We start from the raw sequence: 19,411 nt of genomic DNA, 5'->3' as shown, positions 1-19,411 counted from the left end.
TAAAAGCCTCAGAAATAATTCCTGAGGCTTTTTCTCATTCTAACGCTTCGAGCAGAGATCGAGCCTTTTTATAATCCTCCGCAGTTGAAGGTATTTTTTCTAAATATGATTTACTAATCGAGTATTTTTTCTGTTTTAACTGGTTTAATGCTTCAAACCATATAGCTTTATACTTATAAACAGAAGCGCCTTCATACAAGGACAAAAAAACCGTACTTGCCTCTTGATGTTTATTTTGTTCCAACAGAGAAATTCCATAATAAAACTGGTAGGTTGTATTTTCGGTTTCTTCTAAAAGTCCTTCAAGCAGCTTCTCTGCATCCGCATATGCTTTTGAATTAAAAGCCATTTCTGTAGCTTTGATAAGCTTATTTTCTGATTGACGTTCTGTAATTGTTAATTCGGGAATACTGACAAAGTCCTTATATTCCGGGGGGTGATTTTTATTAAAAAAAGTAAACACTCCCAATATGACCAAAATACTCGCAGCCACTCCATACTTCCAGAATGGAAAAGAGATCACTTTTGCTTTTTTCTTTTCTTTTTCTTTTGCAAAATAGGTAGTCCCTGCGTTATCCAGCGTTTTCTTAAACGCTTCTACATCCTTTTTCTCCTGATGTACTGCTTCAAAATGTCTGGTAAATTCTTTAAAAACGGCAAACTCTTCTTCTAATGCTGTATTACTTTCTAATAAGCGTTTAAAATCTTCCAATTCTACAGAAGATAATTCATTTGCACAATAGCGTTCAAAAAGTAAATATTTCTCTTCCGAATTCATAATCCTTCTTTTATCTTTTTATACATTGGAGATTCCTGAATCATCTTTGTTAGTCTTCCTATACAAATTGATTTTCGTTTTCTGACATACCCATAAGATTTTCCTAATTTATTTGCTACTTCTTCCATCGACTTAATTGCAAAACTGAGTTTTAATAGTTCTTTACAGCTATCTCCTAATTTTTCGAACATCTCATCATACAACTTCTTTCTATTCATATACATAGCTGTCTCCTCTGCTAATCGTATGCTCTCTTCATCTACAGATACAAAATCCTCCGGCATTGTTACCTCTCTGGAGGTTGTTTTTTTCAATGTATTAAGCCATCGTCTCTTACACAATAAAAAGAAATACGCATCAAACGGGCATGTCAACACGAATTCTTTTTCTTTCCCTTGGTGATATATGGTTAATAAGGTTTCCTGTATTAAATCATTTGCCGCCTCATCATCTCCACTATTTTTACGGACATATCCCCGTATTTTGGGAGCAAATTTTTCATAAATCTCTGCTACTACACGATGATCATTATTCAATAATCCATGTATATATCGTTGATCCGAATGAGGTTTCTTTTTTGTCATATAAAACACGCTGAGTGATCTAAAGTAAAAAAAGTTTGGAAAACAGGGTAACAAAAAATAAAAGGAGTTGATCTGAGAGTGTAGAAATAAAAATACAGTAAGGAATATTTCTATCTCGAACTGCATAAAAACTGTTCGAATATAGAGATCACTATTTCTTACTGATTTCAAAAAAATGAAAACAATGAAAACAATGAATGTAATGAAATCAGGATCTTTTTTTAAACATAGCTATATTGCTATCCTTATACTAATTATACAACTATGCTTAGGATGCAGCAGTGATGATAATTCACCTGCCATTATTATCGGAGAACCTGATATCCAGGAACCTTTTGATGGAACTGCTCTAAAAGATGCTATTGCAGAAAATAGAAATAAAGCCATACAAGAATTTTCTCTCACTGTAGAAACCGGGGGAAGCATCACTGGAGAACAAGGAACTGTTTTATATTTCCCTCCTGATATTATAACAGATCAACATGGGGATCCTGTTACTGGAGAAGTAACGATCCGTCTGATCGAAATATATGACCGATCCAGTATGGTATTAACCAAAATGCCAACCAACGGAAAACGCGAAAACGGCGATATTGAAACATTGATTTCTGCTGGAGAGTTTTATATAGACGCTTATCAGGGGGAAGAATCGTTACTCCTTTCCGGAGCATTCCAGATAAATGTTCCTACAGAAGAATTTGATCCGGAAATGAGAATATTTGATGGACAAGATAATGACTGTGACGGAATTCAATGTGATATCGTATGGGAAGAGAATACAGAGAAAGGGCTAGAACCCGGACAGGGAGATGGAGCAGAAGATGGAACATGGGTAAACAGATATATTGGTTTTCTGGATAATTTTGGATGGACAAACCTCGATCGATGGATTATTGACCCCAGACCTAAAACTTCTGTATCCGTGGCTGTCCCAGAAGGGTATGATAATACAAATTGTAATGTATACATTACAATTGATAATGAACCTACCGCATTAGCTTTATTAGATATCTATAATGAAGAAACATCTTTGTTCACTGAACATTACGGTCATATTCCTATTGGAATGGAAGTACATTTTATTTTTGTTTCCAAGCAGGAAGACGCATATGTATATGCTGTTCAGCCAGCAACCATAGGAGAAAATCATATAGAGACGATTGGAACACTGACTACAGGAACAGAAGAGGATTTAACAGCCGTAATTAATGAGCTGCCATAATTATTAGCATTACCACGACAAACCTACTTTATTCTGTTGTAAATTAGGAAACACAGTATCAGAAAACTTCTTTTTTGTACTGTGTTTTCTCTATATCACCTCTCTGTTAAACAATATTTTTTTAATTATCTTTATTGACAATGAAATGGTTATTTGCTAAAATTAAATCTTCAAAAAACAAGGATAAAAACCTCCGGGATATTCATTTATTGCTATTTGTTTTCTTTTCATTTTTTTCTCTTTTAGGGTATACTCAATCCCCTCTTTCTGATTCACTTCGGGTAGCTCCTATTTCATACGACATACAAGGAAACAATGTTTCTTTCAGGGGAGAAATGCCTCCATTAAATCAAATGGCAGGAGCCCCAAAAGCATTTTATACTTATTTCTGGGAATTTGGAGATGGACATTACAGTTTTTCCAAAAACCCTACTCATCAATACAACAAAAAAGGTGCTCATACAGCACGATTATGGGCTACTAATAATTATGATAATGGGAAACCTCCGACCAGTATTCCCAAAATCATTGACATTATGAAATCATATGATCAGGCTACTATCATAGACTCTCCATTTAATGAACAAGAAGACTTAATGATTAAAAGAAATAGAGAGCCATTACCAGACCAGGAACTAGTTATTATTACTTCTTACAAAAACCGGTTAGACTACACTTCTTCCGGTAAGTTATACTTATTCTATAATGATGTTCGTTTCAAGAATAACAACTTTATACTTCAGGATACGAGAACCCATTATGGAGAAAAAATACGTGCAACGGATGTTATTGCTTCTCAGCTTCCTGAAAATGACAGCAATACCTTTCTGGCGACAACACTAACTTCTTCCTTTATTTCTAACCGTATTGTACAAGACTCTACCAAAAGAAAAAATCTACCACTTACTCTGGAGGAGTCAAAAAAACAATACAGAGATTATCAGGTAATTGAATTTTATGATTTAAAACCCGGAGAAGAACGTTCTTTTTTCAGAACATTAAAAACAACTCCGGAAATGATCAAAGATACGAGCGCTGTGGTTACTTTGCGAAGTATTTATGTTCCGGATATCAATTATGATGATCATACGGTAAAAGAAACTGAAATGGAAATCGTGACCTCTCATGACCCTAACAAAATGTCTTCTAATGGATGGTTGATGAATTATCGTTTTGCCCGGTTTAAAAGATTACAGTTCAAGGTACGTTTTCAGAATAATGGAGAGGGCCCGGCGAACACGATTCGACTAGAGGTAGATACTCCTGATATGTTCGACAAATCAACTTTACAAATTAAAGGAATGTATCCCGAGTGCCCTATTTGTCCAAAAGAGAAAGAGGTCAATTATAGTTGTCTGGACACTCTAATTCAGCCAGATAAAATCACCTTTACTTTTAAAAAAATATACCTACCGGGAAGCCAGCAAAAAAATGTATATGAAATTGATTCTACCAAAGGTTTTGTTAAATATTCCATACGGTTCAAAAAAGATTTTCACAAGAAAAAGACAAAAAGCAAAACCGCTATTTTCTTTGATAAAAATGATCCAATTATTACCAATTATGCAACCACTCGTTTTATCCCTGGAATTTCTATTGGAGCCAAAGCCGGATATATTTTTAATCCAGAACGAACCAATGACAAAGAGTATTTTGCAGGAGTAACTTTGTCCCCCTTTAAATCCTACAGAGGATATTTTCAGGCAGAACTGATGGTTTCTTCTGCTTCTTTTGATGCTCTTAGAAATTATGCCACCCAATCGACAAATGCAATTGGGATTGAAGAAATTGTTCGTTTTCAGGAAGAAAATACTACGAATGCCATTAGTATGTATGCCGTTCCGGCTTCATACAGATATAACCTTTCTAATTTCTTTGCTGTAGGAGCAGGAATCCAATTGTCACTGGATGCCTCTCGTAAAAGTACGATTACAGCTGCTGGAGAAGGTTATCAATTAGAACTAATACAAAATGAACTCAGAGAAATCCGAAATCCAGAATTAGATGTCAGAACTTCTCAGGAGATCTCTAATTCTTTTTCAAATCTGCACACTGGCTTTTTTATAGGAGCTAACCTGGGCACCGTTCGAATTGGTCCTAGCCTGGGAGTACGCTATGTACATTATTTTGATTATGACAATCCTCAAATACAATGCTATGCTATTTGGAAATTCTAAACAAACAGCATATTTAGTAGTACGTAGTTGTTGTTTCTTTTTTATGTTCTCTCCTATTTTCTCACAATCTTCTCCTGCTGATACATTACTAAAAGAGCTTATTTTTCTCAAACAGACCCCTTCCATAGAACGATTGCATACCGTATCCAAAAACATCCAGCCAATAACTGCTTTAATCACTACAGAAAAAGATTATTATATGTGGTTAGAGATACAAAATAACCTGGGATACTATTATCAGCAATTCGGATATATAGCCAAAGCAATCACTCATTATGAAATTGCGTGGAACACTTACCGTTCTCATGCCGTTTCTAAATATGACATTATCGAATACTGTCTTCAGCCATTGGGAAACCTGTATATTAAAATCGGAGATTTGCAAAAAGCTGAACGCATTATTACCTATTACATCTATCAATCCGAAAAGGAAAAAAACACAGAGAAAGTGATCACAGGTATTACGAATCTCTCTGTAGCTTATAATAATTCCGGGACCTATGAAAAAGCTATACAATTATTAAAAAAAGGACTCTTATTCGATTCGAAAAATATCAATCTGCAAATCAATATGGCAACCAACTACCTACATCAGGGAAACTGGAAACTTGCTACCCGATATGCACAATCAGTCATATCAATCGCCCCGGAAGAAACACAAGCATATACAATTCTTGCTGCTATCGCAATAGAACAAAAGGCATATGACGCTGCCGAAAAACACCTAAAACACGCAAGAAACCTTCTCGCACAAAAAAGCAATACTACAGGAAGAACACTAATACAATGGGAACTACATTATACAGAACTGTTAGTTGCTAAATCTTTATACAAAAAAGCACTATCCCATATATCCTACTGTTATACACATCTCTTCCCCGGAATAGCTATCGAAAATGAATTGCCTTCAAAAAAAATCAACAACGCAGATCCCATTTTATTAGCTGTTTTAGACATACAAGCCCATATATATCAAAGCATGGGTGCTATTGAAAAAGCAAACGAAACCTATGAAGTTGCATTTGCTCTCCAAGAGAAATTAACGCTTTTTTATCCCTTACAGGAAACCAAACTGATACAGCATTACCAACATCGAAAACGGGTAGAAAAATACCTGCAACAACTATATCATTTATACCAAAATACTTCGCAACAGTCATATCTCGAAAAAGCATTTATCATGGCTGATAAAAGTAAATCTCCTTTTCTAACCGCTTCTTTATTTTCCAAAAAATTCATGAACACATATCAACACGATACACTAGTTGTTCAAAAGCAAAAATTACAGGAAGAAATTGCACTATTTAGTACACAAATAATTAAAGAAAAACTAAAAGGACCTACTTCTGATATTTTTCAAATACAGCAATGGAATCTTCATTTAGAGCAGCTCAGCAGTACATACAGAAACATTACTCAAACACTTACCAATACCTATAAGCAGCTCCTTCCTCATTCGACTCCCTTATCTATTTCTGATTTGCAGGAACATCTGGCGAATCAGGAGACAACACTTATCTCGTATTTTTTTGGAGAAGAGGATGTATTCCAATTTCAGGTTACACAAGATCATATTTCCATGCACCGACTGGGCAGTGCTACTCAGATCAAAGAAAAAGCAATCTCCTTTATTCGTTTTTTTCATCACGCTAATACAATCACGGATGATATTTCTTCCTATACACATACCGCACATGACACCTATACCATGCTTCATCTACCTCTTAACACTAACAAGATTGTTCTTATTACGGATGGGCTTCTCAATTTTATTCCTTTTGAGGCATTATTGACTACAGACACGAAAAGCATTCAATTTCAGGAGATGCCTTTTCTTATAAAAAAGAGTCATATTCACCATGAAATTTCAGCGGTCAAATATGTCCATGCTACCCGCATACAAAAAGCTAAAGACAAAACAGTTCTAGGTGTGTTTCCTATTTTTGAGGGCACTGCTATTGCTTTGCCTTATTCCAAGAAAGAACTCAATAGTATTAAACAGTATTTTTCCGGACAATTTCTCACCCGACAACATGCTACTTATAAAAATTTTAAAGCTAACTCCTTAGAACACGATATTCTTCATTTATCAACGCATGCTTCTTCCGGAACATTAGAAGTTCCTGCCAGTATCCGTTTTTCTGATGAAAATGTACTTGTCAATCAATTATATGGTTTGTCATTACAGGCAGAAATAGCCATATTAAGTGCTTGTGAAACCGGTATTGGAAAAATTTCCAAAGGAGAAGGTCCCATCAGTATTGCCAGAGGGTTTCAATATGCGGGTGTCGAAAATATTATCTTTTCTTTATGGAAAGTACATGATAAAACAGCATCGCTTTTTATGGAGAAGTTTTATAATAAACTGTATAATCAATCGCCTGTTTATACAGAGGCATTACACTTCGCTAAAATTGATTATCTTCAGGATCCTGTTATTCTCAATGCTCAAAAATCCCCCTATTATTGGGGAGCTTTTGTCTTCTACGGTACTCCTGTTACTATTGAAGCTTCTGGTTTTACACCTCTTCTAGCAGGAGCCGTAATATTGATACTCCTAATAATAATCGGCCTAATATATTATACATTTTTCCATACAGCCCCCCTTAAAAACAGTTAATACATTTTATCTATAAACATTCTCTTTTTCTGAATTTGTTTTATTAAAAAATCCCCTGAATGGATTCACAAACAAGGGATTTTTCATTGTGTAATTACTACTTATTACTTAATACATTGATAGGAGACCCTGCTTTTTCTATTGTGTATACCTCCTGTAATAAGACAGCAATAGTACTCGCTATCTGATTACTATATAATTGTTCTTCATCTGTTACTTCTCCTAATTGTGCGACTCCTTTTCCAAAAGCTACTAACCAGACATCTCCTGCACCTACTATGTTTTTACCATGACTGCGCCATGTGTTTATTGGAGTAGTCCCTCTTCCATGATCTGTAGTAATAATAAAAATAGTCTGATCTTTATAAAACGAGTCTTCCTGTGTATACTCCCATAATTGTTTGATCATTTCATCTGTATTGTGAGCGGCTTTCAGATAGGCTTCATAATCCCCATCATGAGCAAAATCATCTGTCTCTCCATATGCAATATAAGTAAGTTGAGGATGTTTCTTTTTCATATACTCCAAGGCATAATGATGTGTAAATGCATCCAATCGTACAGAACTCCAAGGACTGGGAATTTGCTCTTGAAGTTCATTGAGAAACTTTTCTCTGCTTGTCAAATTAGTTGTAGCTGGTTCAAACCCAGCATTTACAGGGATTCCTGAACGTTTTTCATTAATAATAAAAGGAAATACGTCCCAGCTCCCGAATGCAGCGACCTTGCCTTTATATTTTCTGGAATTATTGATAAACTCTAAAACTGTTCTGTTTGGATTATCTATTTTATTATTACTATGAATACGGGCATCATCTGCTACCCCAGTTAAAATTTCATTATACCCGGGGTATGAAAACCACATTGAATTAGTCAGGTTTACTTTACTTCCTTCCTTTCTGTTTCCATGCAGCTGTCCTATAGCTTCAATTGTATTCCAGAAAAAAGGCATCAATACTTTTCTTCTTTCTACCTCATCAGATCGCCAAAATTCCTTTTTTAACCCGATAGTATCGTTTACATATTCTTTATTGGTAATCAATTTAGGGTCTGCTCCGCTATACAATTCCTGCCACCTTAGTCCGTCTAGTGTAATTAGTACAATCTTTAGCTCACTTTTCTCCTGTGATCTTCCCGAAAGCCCCACACATAGTAAAACTCCTGTCAGTAGTATATGTTTCAAATTATATTTCATTGTTATTTTTGATTCTTGATCGATTATTATTGTTCCCACCAAGCTTTTATATTGATCGTATTTCCTCCTATATCAGAAACTACTTGATCATAATTCTCTTTATTCAATGTTTGTTCACTATCGGGATATAAAAAGCGAACAGGGACAACATCACTATTAACATTATCGGGTCCGGGAGTTATAAAAGTAGGAAAACCAGTTCTTCTGTAATCATACCAACCTTCAAACCCGACTAAAAAAGAGGCTAGCCATTTCTGAGTTAGGATAATTTCCAGTGTATCATCAAAAGCAACCCCTGTCTGCGCTAAATAAGCATCTATATCCTGAGGTACTTCCCAATACTCGAAAGACAATCTTACTCCGGTTTCATAGAGCGTTTTTGCATCTACCGTAATCCACCCTTTCTGTGCCGCCTCTGCCAAAATAAATTGTACCTCCGCAGCTTGTATAATCGCTGCTTTCACCTTATCAGGAGCATCAAAAAAATACGCTTGATTTATACGAGATACATTACTGGCTCCTCCATTATAATTAGAAGCATTATCCTCACTCAACCCATTAGGCAAACCTACCAATAAAGAAGGTGCATCCGTGGGATTATCTGTAGGTTGAAACCAAGCTGATAATCGTTCATCTTCAAATTGTTTTAAAACTTGCTCACTGGTCTTACTCAATCTATATTCATCAAAACTACCGATTCTCGAAGTACTGATTGGCCAGGAATCAATCTGAGTACTTCCCGGATAATTCATGACCGCATTTTCTGCATTCGTGCTTATATATTTTCCAGAAGAAAAAATAGCTTGTATTTCCGCTGCGACATCTTTTTTATTAGAGACTCTTAGCAAATATCGCAATCGCAATGAATTACCAAACCTCACCCACTTATCCATATCGCCATCATATAGCATATCTCCTCCTAAAATGGGTTGTTTTTCTTCCAATAAAGCTACTGCTTTTTTTAAGTCCTTTAATAATGCAGTATAGATTGCTTCTTGTGTATCATATTTGGGTGTAAAATTATTCTCAGTTCCCCGAATTGCTTCTGAAAACGGAATATTTCCCCAATTATCGGTAAGAATAGAAAACACATAAGACCTCAAGAGCAAAGCAATCCCTTCATAACTGGTATTTTTGGTTTCTTCTTGTTGAGATGACGTCAAAATAAGATCTATTTCCGGTAATATCCCATAATAGGTATTCCATAATCCAGATTCTGCCCCCCATTCGTACCTATCAAAACCTGTAAAATTAATTTTGGCTGTCAACTGACTTACTACATTTCCTCTTCCCCATCCAGATGTTGCTGCTTCGTTAGCTACTGTTGATATCACTGTAGCTAATAATAAATCGGCACCAACTGCTTCGGGTTGATTGGGATTTGTATTAATTTCTTCAAAATCACGAGTACAGGATACGATCGTTAATAGTATCAAAACTGTACAAACTATATTATTTCTCATTTTTTCTTTTTTTTAAAACGTGACATTAAGATGTAAACCATAACTTCTGGAGCTAGGAAGTGCCATATCCTCTACTCCCGGAACAATGGTTCCTCCATTAAAAGAAATTGTTTCCGGATCAAAATGAGGATTCTCTGTCCACAAGGCTAAATTTCTTCCTACCAGAGATAAGGAAAGACTTCTGACAAATGTTCGCTTCAATATTTTTTTAGGAAATGTATACCCTAATCGTACTTCTCTAAGTTTTAAGAAAGAAGCATCAAACATTCCTACTGCTTCATTTCCCCTATTATATTTCCACCAATAAAAATCTCTTCCGGAAAGAACCACATCATTGGGTCTGTAACTTCCATCTGTATTTTGAATTACTCCTTCTGATATAATTCCTGTTTCTCTTCCTACTGCCGTAAAATCCATCATTCCAGAAGTTCCTCCGATCAGTACTGTACGGGAATTTACAACCCCTCCCTGTCTCCAATCAAATAGAAAACCAACATTAAATCCTTTATAACTAAAGTTATTTTGCCACCCTACAGTGAAATCTGGATTATAATTCCCTAATTTTTTTAATTCCGGATCCCTTAGCGAGAAACCATCTTCGTTATGCACCACCTGTCCGTGATATGGACTATTCGGGTCATCTACTGTCACCAGCCCCGTTCCATAAATATCTCCCATTCTTCCTCCGACTTTGGCTAATACATTCACATAATTAGATGAGATTTCATAGGTATCTAATCCATCGATTAATGATTTTATTTCGCTTCTGGCTGTGGTAAAATTTACGGTGGTATCCCATGTTAATCCACCCTTTATCTTTACTGGTTTTGCATTCAATACAATTTCTAATCCTGAGTTTTCTATTTCCCCAGCATTAATAATTCTGGAATTAAACCCTGATGTATTAGAAACCGGAAGTGTTAATATCTGGTTTTTGACTGTAGCTTTATAATAGGTAAGATCTATTCCCAATCTATTTTGAAAAAAACGGATATCAGTTCCTACTTCTATAGATGCTGCCTCTTCTGGTTTTAGGTTTTCATTTTTTAAAACAGTAGATGCACTTACCCGCTGATGGTTCCCAAAAGGTTCATTAAACGAAAATGTATTTCTCAGGGCATACGGATCTGTATCGTTCCCTACTATTGCCCATCCTCCTCTCAGTTTTACAAATGAGAACAATTCAGGTAATGCCATCATATCAGATACAATCGCACTGACGCCTACTGAGGGGTAGAAATAAGAGTTGTTACCCTCAGGAAGTGTACTCGACCAATCATTTCTTCCGGTAAGGTCTAAAAACAAAAAATCTTTGTATGAAAAATTGGCAAACGTATAGAGAGAGCTCACCTTTCTACGATCATTAAATTGTGTTTTAGCCAATGGTTCTGCAGCATTTTCGAAATTATAAATTCCGGGAATTGATAATGAATTGGCACTAATTCGTTTATAACGATTCTCTTCTTCTCTGATATTCCCTCCTGCTGATAGCTCCAATCCTACATTTTCTGTTAATACTTTAGAATACCTAAGAAGAAAGTCTGTGTTTTGTTCTTTAAAGTAAATATCATCTTCTCTGTATTGTCCTTTTGCGAATCGTTGCGTACTGTAGGCTCTTCGGCTTGTTCTCAGTTCATCAAAATAATCTATTCCCGAACGCAGCATTAAAGATAGTTCTGGTGTTATCTGTATATCTGCTCTGACATTACCAAATATGCGATGTTTATCAAATCCATTGGTATTTTCATATAAAGTGAAATATGGATTATCATGCCAGTTATAGTTATAATTAAACTGCTGTATACCTTCAAATCCCGGTTGCCAGTAATTTCTGAGTGAATTCATATCTATCTGACGACCAAACCACACCCATAGGTACATAATATTCTCGGTTCCATATGAATTGTTTGGACGATTATCACTACCACTATTAATGTAGTTTATGGAGGAGGATATTTTTAACCATTTCGATAAGTTATATCCTCCATTAAAAGCATATGTTCTCCTTCTATAATCTGTATTGGGTAAAATTCCTTCACTATCCAAATCAGTAACAGATACTCTCATTGTTCCTTTTTCGTTTCCTCCTGTCAAAGAAACATTCGTAGTTCTGGTGACTCCTGTTCTAAAAAAGTCCTTAATATTATTCCTGTTTTTTCGCCAGGGAGTTGGAATAACCTCATCTGCAAAACTCCCATCTGGATTTTTGGGTCTGGCTGCAAAATCTCCAGCTCTAAACCCACTTGTCGTAGGGCTATTGTGCTGTGCAATTAACTGTCCATTTAATACTGGTCCCCAACTCTCATCAATATTATCATTCACTCCTCCTCCAAAACCATCTAAAAAGGAAAACTCCCCATTGGCTCCCTGACCATATTCATTTTGATATTTAGGAATTCTGATAGGAGATTCAAAAGTGATATTCTGACTAAAACTAACTCCCAGTCCTTTACTGTTCTGACCTGACTTAGTTGTAATTAGTACCACTCCATTTAACCCTCTCGATCCATATAATGCGGTAGCACTGGGTCCTTTTAGTACAGATATTGATTGAATATCATCTGAGTTAATATCCTGAGCTCCATTCCCGTAATCTGTTTCTAGATTCCCTTCTGCTCTATTACTTACTGTTCTATTCGTAACAGGAATTCCATCTACAACAAACAAAGGAGAATTATTTCCTGGGATTAGAGATCCTTCTCCTCGTATTGTAATTAAAGAGGTACTCCCTACTCCTGATCCTCCACCTGTAATTTGCACTCCGGCAACACGACCTGCTAATGCATTGGTAAGGTTTGCTTCTTTGGCGGTTGCTATTTGATCCCCCTCTACTTCCTGTACAGCATACCCTATCCGTTTTTTTTCTTTTTTAATTCCCAAAGCAGTAACAACCACTTCGTCTAATGCTTCTTCAGAAGGAACTAATTTGATCTCTTGCAGCTCTTTGATTTCATTCGTTTTTAAAACTACTGTAATCATTTTTTCTTCAAAACCGATATAACTAATAACCAGTTGATATTGACCTGATTTTAATCCTGTTATTTCAAAATTCCCATCAAAGTCAGTGACGACACCTTCTTGTTTTCCCTGAAGAGTAATAGTGGCTCCGGGTAATGGAATTTGACCGTCTGTAACCATTCCTTTAATACCTGAATCCTGACTGCTGACTATCGAGGTAAAAAAGTAAAATAAGACGGAAAAGATTGTTAGTGAACTTTTCATGCGCGACGTATATATTTTACTAATAATAAATTAACAAGTCAAAATTGATTATATTTTTTATTATTAGTAAAACTTTATCATTATTTAATCTTTATGATAAAGACGATAAATCGTTAACCTAACGTTATTAATATTATCAGAAGTTTTTTCTTTTTTTGAGAAGGATAAACACTTATTTCTTTGAGATACTGTTTCATCCTTTTAAGGATATTTTATCGTATAGAATCTCCACTTGTTTTATACATACTCATAAAATAAATAGTATATTAGTAGAATTATCATATAACAAATACCAAATAACCAAAAGATACATCATGTCACTTATTACTTTTTCTAATTATATACTTACTTATCAAAAGATTTTTATCTGATTGTACACTCTCAATTGTTTTAATTTCCTGAAAAGTTAGGAGACGTAGCTCCTGTATAGTAAATCATTAAAAAAAAGAATATCGGATCGGATATTTATATTCTGCTGATGTATCTCACACAAACATTTTATATATGAAACAAATAGTATGTCTGACACTACTGTTAATATCGGTTTTTTATGTCAAAGCTCAAGAAAACATTTCGTATCAAAAACCTCCTGATGAAATTCTGAAATTAGTTGATGTACAAGTAGCTCCCAGGGTATTACTTGATGATAAAAAAGAACTACTTATACTATTATCCAGAAATGCATATAAATCAATAGAGGAATTATCACAAACTGAGCTAAGGCTAGGAGGGCTTCGAATAAACCCCAAAACAAATATCGGCAGCAGACAACGCTATTATAACAAAATTCAGATTCAGAATATCAAACAAAAAGAGGATGCTAAAGAAATTAAAGGGCTTCCTAAACATCCTAGGCTTACTAATTTTTCATGGTCTCCAGATCAAAGTAAAATTTCTTTTACGCACACTTCTACTACCGGAGTAGAATTATGGATTCTCGATGTCGCTACAGCCACTGCCAAAAAATTAACTCCTGCTACTATAAATGCTAATTTATATAGTCCTGTTCAATGGTTTAAAGACGGTACGGCTATGTTGGTCAAAATGATTCCTGAACAAAGAAAAGCACTTATCGATCCCAAAAGTGCAATTCCTTCGGGGCCAACCATCTCAGTAAATCATGGAAAAAAAGCGCAAAACAGAACGTATCAAGACTTGTTAAAAAACAAAAATGACGAACACAATTTCGAGCAATTAGCAATTTCTGATTTGTACAAAGTTTCGCTAGATGGGAAAAAAGAAAAATGGCTTGATACCTCTATGTACCGCTCTATACGGTTCTCCCCTGACGGAGAATATGTATTGATAAATATTATAGAAAAACCTTTTTCTTATTTAGTCCCATACAGACGCTTTCCTTCTACCACTACTGTTTACACAAAAGAAGGTAAAAAGGTAAAAACCGTTGTTTCTGTACCTCTGATCGAAGATTTACCACAAGGTTTTATGGCTGCCAGAAAAGGAAAAAGAAGTTTTTCCTGGAGAAAGGACAAACCTGCTTCCTTAATTTATGCAGAAGCACTAGATCAAGGAGACCCAAAAAACAACGTGACATACCGGGATGAAGTTTTTCAATTAGATGCTCCTTTCACAAAAGATCCGGTATCCTTACTAAAAACCAAAAACCGTTACTCTTATATCGAATGGGGAAATGATCAATTTGCAGTTGCTCATGATTTTTGGTGGAATACCAGAAACATAAAGTCATATATATTCAATCCAGGAGACAATCGTGCAAAACCTGTTTTAATTGAAGATAGAAATTACCAGGATCAATACAGTGACCCGGGTAAGTTTTTGATGAAAAGAAACCAGTTCGGAGCAGAAAGCCTGGTATTAGATAACAATGCAGCATTTTTAATTGGAGATGGGTATAGTGATAAAGGACAATTTCCTTTTTTAGATCGTATTGATTTAAAAACAAATAAAAAGGAACGGGTTTATCAATCCTCTTTTGTCAATAAAATAGAAGATATCAGGGATTATACTCCTGAGAAAAAAGAGCTTTTGGTACGTATTGAATCTCCTAATGAATATCCTAATTATTATTTCAAACACATCAATAAAGATCAGATATCGCAATTGACTCATTTTGAAAATCCGTTTAAAAGTATTCAGAATATTCATAAAGAAGTTATTAAATACAAAAGAGAAGACGGAGTTGAATTATCCGGTACTTTATACTTACCGGTTGGATACGATACTCAAAAAAAGGAGAAAAAACCCATGATTATGTGGGCTTATCCAAGAGAATTTAAGGATAAATCATCTGCCGGTCAAAGCACTAAAAACCCTAATAAGTTTACATACCCTCATTATGGGTCTATGATTTATTGGGTCACCAGAGGATATGTGGTTTTAGACGAAACTTCTTTTCCTATTATTGGAGAAGGAGATACGGAACCTAATGATTCTTTTAGAAAACAATTAGTAGCAAATGCCAAAGCTGCTATTGATGCTGTTGATAAGTTAGGGTATATTGATCGAAAAAGAGTTGCTGTAGGAGGTCATAGTTATGGTGCTTTTATGGTTGCTAATTTGCTTTCTCATTCAGATTTATTTGCTGCAGGAATTGCCAGAAGTGGAGCTTACAACAGAACACTTACTCCTTTTGGGTTCCAAAGTGAAGAAAGAAATTATTGGGAAGCTCCTAATGTCTACTACACAATGTCTCCTTTTATGCACGCTGACAAAATGAAATATCCGCTATTATTAATTCATGGAGAACAAGATAATAACTCAGGGACTTACCCCATGCAAAGCGAACGTTATTTCAATGCTCTAAAAGGACTAGGTGCTAAAGTGCGACTTGTTATGCTTCCTAAAGAAAGTCACGGATACAGAGCTAAAGAAAGTATCTTACACTTACTCTGGGAGCAAGATCAGTGGTTGGAAGAACATGTAAAAAATAGGCCTGTAGGTCAATAAATATCATCAAAATACATACGTGAGCATTGATTACGTTTTGAGATACACCTCGAAACTATTCAGGTCGCGATGATCAAGTAAAAAGGCAAACTTAGTGTTTGCCTTTTTACTTCTATTATTACATCTGTACATCAAATTGTTCTTTAAACTGCTTTGGGATTTGATCAACTTCTTCATCTAACAACTGTCTGAGATCAATTTCTATTCCCCGGGAAATTGTAGAAATAGGGACATCATTAGCAGACCCTTCGAATGGATTTTCTCCTACCGTTCCTATTCGTTGCATCGTATGGAAAATCCAGGATACAATCGTATAAAAAGGAACTGCGAGCCATACAAAATTGAATCCTATTATTGGATATTTTGTTGCTATTTTGTCTCCTATCCCAGAGAATTCAGGAATAATCGCAAAAGGCAATAGTATCACAAAGATTAATACAAAGTAATGAGATAGAGTCGCGTATTGCCTCGGATATGGAAAATTTTTAATCCTCTCGGATTTTCCCTGAAGGGTAAATAACTCTTGCAATACATTTTCTAAATCCAAAAATGAAAATTCCCAGAGTAATTTTTGTTCTTTTAACTGTCTTAAATGACCTGATTGCAAATACAAAATTGCTGCGGCTTTATTATTTTTTTGTAAAATATAAGCTTGTTCTTCTTTACTCAGATATGGAGATATTGCTTCTTCCAGGCTAATATCGCGCTCAGGAATATGCATCATTTTTGACCATTCTCTATTGGTTCTATGATATTCAAAAACTTCCCATTTTTTTGGACTTCTCATAGCATGACGTAATGCTGTAAGCCATGCTATATGACGATACACCATTGTTTTCCTTTCCTGTATTAACCGTTCTTCAGGAACCTTTTCTTCTGTATACTCATTAGTGATCATGTCTTTTGTTTTCATTCCCCAGCTACGTGAGGTATTTACTATACCTCCCCATATTTTTCTAGCTTCCCAGATTCTTCCATAGGCAGCGTTATTTTGGAATCCGATGATAAAAGCTACAGCTGTACCAACAACAGCAACCGGCGTCCATGGAATTTTAAAAAAAGTAAAATCAAACAGCTGATGTAATACGGTTATGATCGAGGAAAAAATAATAAATCCGATAAGCTCCCATCGGGTCCACTGGAGCATATCTTTTACTGAATAACGAGCTTTCGTAAGCATATTTACATATTTTAGATATGCTTAAATGTACTCTTTTTTAACAAAAAAACAGACTCTTATTATCTCCTCTCTATCTGATAATCTACACATTACCTCTATCAGTATATAATAGCTTTTGGTATTTCCTATCTCAAGAATAGCTAGGAATGCTGTTTTTAATTTCTCCAGCAATATCTTTTCTGAATTCAGGAACATTGTCAAACAAAAAAAACAAGCATCTATATATCAACAACTTGTATTTATTTTTATTTTTTGGCACAGCAATTGTTTATAGTATGATCACAATAAGTAATAATACTAAAAACAAGAAAACATGAAATTTTTAAACAACGTATTCAGATTTAATTTTAAACCTTTTATTAATTTTTTAAAAGAACTTCCTGCATCATGTAGCTATGCGATTCACAGATAGATCATGGAAGAAACATATCGCATTCTATTCCGCAAGGAATTACAGGTTATTACATAAAAGTGAGATTCAATAAACGATCTCACTTTTTTATTTAATGTTGTTTTTCTAAAACAAAAAAGAGAATACTTTTAAGCATTCTCTTCTATGATATCGTTACTAAAAACAGGAGTTACTTAATCCCATAGGTATCCATTAGATACATCAGACTAGTCATAGTGGCTGCCCCTAGTTCAAGTTCTCTTTTATTTACGGCATCAAATGTGTCATTTGCTGCATGGTGGTAGTCAAAATACCGCTGAGAATCTGGTCGTAATCCTGCCAATACAATTCCTTTTTCTTTTTTGAGAGGACCGATATCTGCTCCACTTCCTCCTTTTTCGAAATAATGAATCAAATACGGTGCAAATAGCGGTTTCCAGGATTGTATCTGTTGTAAATTTGCTTCATCACAATCAAAAGAAAACCCTCTTGGTGTAAAACCTCCTGCATCACTTTCTAAGGCAAAGACGTGATTCTCTCCTTTTTCTTTTGCCTCTTTCGCATATTTTTTTCCTCCTCGTAATCCATTTTCCTCATTCATAAATAATACAACCCGTATTGATCGTTTGGGTTTATACCCAATTTTCTTAAACAGTCGTAACACCTCCATCGATTGAACAATTCCTGCCCCATCATCATGAGAACCATCTCCTAAATCCCATGAGTCTAAATGACCTCCTACCACCATATATTCATTCGGGTATGTTGTTCCTTTTATTTCACCAATCACATTAAATGATTCTACATCTTTCCACAAACGACAATTCATATTAAAATTAAACTTAATTTGCGGATTTAATTTCAGCATGGCACTTAATAAGTCGGCTCCATTTGTACTAATAGCTGCTGCCGGAATTTTTTCTGAATTGGATAAATCACCATAACTCATCGCTCCTGTATGTGGATAATCATCTTGTCTTAAATTCATTGAACGTACAATCACTCCCACAGCTCCAAACTTGGCGGCTTCTTTTGCACCGGCATATCGTTGATCCACACATCCTCCATATGCTTGAAATGTTTGAATCAGCTCTGCCTGCATAGGACGGTTATAAAAGACAATTTTTCCTTTGATTTTTTCAGTCCCCAAATCTGCTAATTCCTCTATTCCTTTTACCTCTATTACAGGAGCCTTTAACCCTCCAATCGGTGTAGGTACTGATCCTCCTAATGCACAAATAGGCACATTAGTCGTTTTTCCTAATTCTGTTTCTATATAGGCAAATTCAGTAACTCCTCTAGTCCATTTTGGTACCATTACAGACTGTAGCCACACTTTATCCAAGCCTAATTCCTTTAGCTCTTTTTCTGCCCATTCTACCGCACGTTGCGCATTTAATGAACCGGATAAACGCCCTCCTATCTGATTGGATAAGTAATCTAACCATTCATAGCTTTTTCCTTCTAAAAGAGAAGCGTTGTATATTTTCTTTACTATCACAGAATCTTGTTTCGCAGAAGTAGTCTTCTGCGTTGTCCCTTTGGTTGTAATCATAAATACTCCGATAAATAGTAGTATTCTTATCGGAGATGAGAGGAACGATTGCTGCATTGGTATCATTCTCATATTCGTATTGTGTATGTATTAGCA

The 19,411-nt window shown here is 35.3% G+C and carries 11 protein-coding genes; 4 read left to right on the top strand and 7 right to left on the bottom strand.

Annotation, left to right across the window (positions count from 1 at the left end; translation table 11 throughout):
* Nucleotides 1–34 precede the first annotated feature (34 nt).
* Together ACFSTE_RS03420 and ACFSTE_RS03415 are read right to left on the bottom strand one after the other, a co-directional pair.
* Nucleotides 35–778, bottom strand: a complete 744-nt coding sequence (locus ACFSTE_RS03420) for a hypothetical protein (RefSeq protein WP_378256194.1) — start codon at nt 776–778, stop codon at nt 35–37.
* On the bottom strand, nt 775–1,362 hold the full coding sequence (locus ACFSTE_RS03415) for an RNA polymerase sigma factor (protein WP_378256196.1): 588 nt from the start codon (nt 1,360–1,362) through the stop codon (nt 775–777). The genes ACFSTE_RS03420 and ACFSTE_RS03415 overlap by 4 nt, the downstream gene beginning before the upstream one ends.
* Nucleotides 1,363–1,546: 184 nt before the next feature.
* Between ACFSTE_RS03415 and ACFSTE_RS03410 the strand changes: the two genes are divergently transcribed.
* The 3 genes from ACFSTE_RS03410 (at nt 1,547) to ACFSTE_RS03400 (ending at nt 7,381) form a co-directional block, all read left to right on the top strand.
* A complete protein-coding gene (locus ACFSTE_RS03410) occupies nt 1,547–2,584 on the top strand; it encodes a hypothetical protein (protein WP_378256198.1) in 1,038 nt (345 codons plus the stop codon).
* A 140-nt stretch (nt 2,585–2,724) separates the two neighbouring features.
* A complete protein-coding gene (locus tag ACFSTE_RS03405; RefSeq protein WP_378256200.1) occupies nt 2,725–4,761 on the top strand; it encodes a PKD domain-containing protein in 2,037 nt (678 codons plus the stop codon).
* On the top strand, nt 4,742–7,381 hold the full coding sequence (locus ACFSTE_RS03400; RefSeq protein WP_378297962.1) for a CHAT domain-containing protein: 2,640 nt from the start codon (nt 4,742–4,744) through the stop codon (nt 7,379–7,381). Before ACFSTE_RS03405 ends, ACFSTE_RS03400 begins: the two co-directional genes overlap by 20 nt.
* A gap of 97 nt (nt 7,382–7,478) precedes the next feature.
* On the opposite strand, the gene ACFSTE_RS03395 is transcribed toward ACFSTE_RS03400, so the two are convergent.
* The 3 genes from ACFSTE_RS03395 to ACFSTE_RS03385 are packed head-to-tail and all read right to left on the bottom strand — an operon-like array spanning nt 7,479 to nt 13,261.
* Nucleotides 7,479–8,576, bottom strand: a complete 1,098-nt coding sequence (locus ACFSTE_RS03395; protein WP_378256204.1) for an alkaline phosphatase family protein — start codon at nt 8,574–8,576, stop codon at nt 7,479–7,481.
* A gap of 26 nt (nt 8,577–8,602) precedes the next feature.
* Nucleotides 8,603–10,039 (bottom strand): SusD/RagB family nutrient-binding outer membrane lipoprotein, encoded by a 1,437-nt coding sequence (locus ACFSTE_RS03390; protein WP_378256206.1) that lies wholly within the window; start codon nt 10,037–10,039, stop codon nt 8,603–8,605.
* 12 nt (nt 10,040–10,051) lie between these two features.
* On the bottom strand, nt 10,052–13,261 hold the full coding sequence (locus ACFSTE_RS03385) for a SusC/RagA family TonB-linked outer membrane protein (RefSeq protein WP_378256208.1): 3,210 nt from the start codon (nt 13,259–13,261) through the stop codon (nt 10,052–10,054).
* A 504-nt stretch (nt 13,262–13,765) separates the two neighbouring features.
* Between ACFSTE_RS03385 and ACFSTE_RS03380 the strand changes: the two genes are divergently transcribed.
* Nucleotides 13,766–16,189 (top strand): S9 family peptidase, encoded by a 2,424-nt coding sequence (locus ACFSTE_RS03380; protein ID WP_378256210.1) that lies wholly within the window; start codon nt 13,766–13,768, stop codon nt 16,187–16,189.
* Nucleotides 16,190–16,307: 118 nt separating this feature from the next.
* Here the strand turns inward: ACFSTE_RS03380 and ACFSTE_RS03375 are convergent, their stop codons facing one another.
* Together ACFSTE_RS03375 and ACFSTE_RS03370 are read right to left on the bottom strand one after the other, a co-directional pair.
* On the bottom strand, nt 16,308–17,369 hold the full coding sequence (locus ACFSTE_RS03375; protein ID WP_176029398.1) for a bestrophin family protein: 1,062 nt from the start codon (nt 17,367–17,369) through the stop codon (nt 16,308–16,310).
* A gap of 581 nt (nt 17,370–17,950) precedes the next feature.
* On the bottom strand, nt 17,951–19,387 hold the full coding sequence (locus tag ACFSTE_RS03370) for a M20/M25/M40 family metallo-hydrolase (RefSeq protein WP_378256214.1): 1,437 nt from the start codon (nt 19,385–19,387) through the stop codon (nt 17,951–17,953).
* Nucleotides 19,388–19,411 lie beyond the last annotated feature (24 nt).

The sequence above is a fragment of the Aquimarina hainanensis genome (assembly GCF_042684685.1).
GTDB classification, from domain to species: Bacteria; Bacteroidota; Bacteroidia; order Flavobacteriales; family Flavobacteriaceae; genus Aquimarina; species Aquimarina hainanensis.
This window is presented reverse-complemented; position numbering and strand designations above follow the sequence as displayed.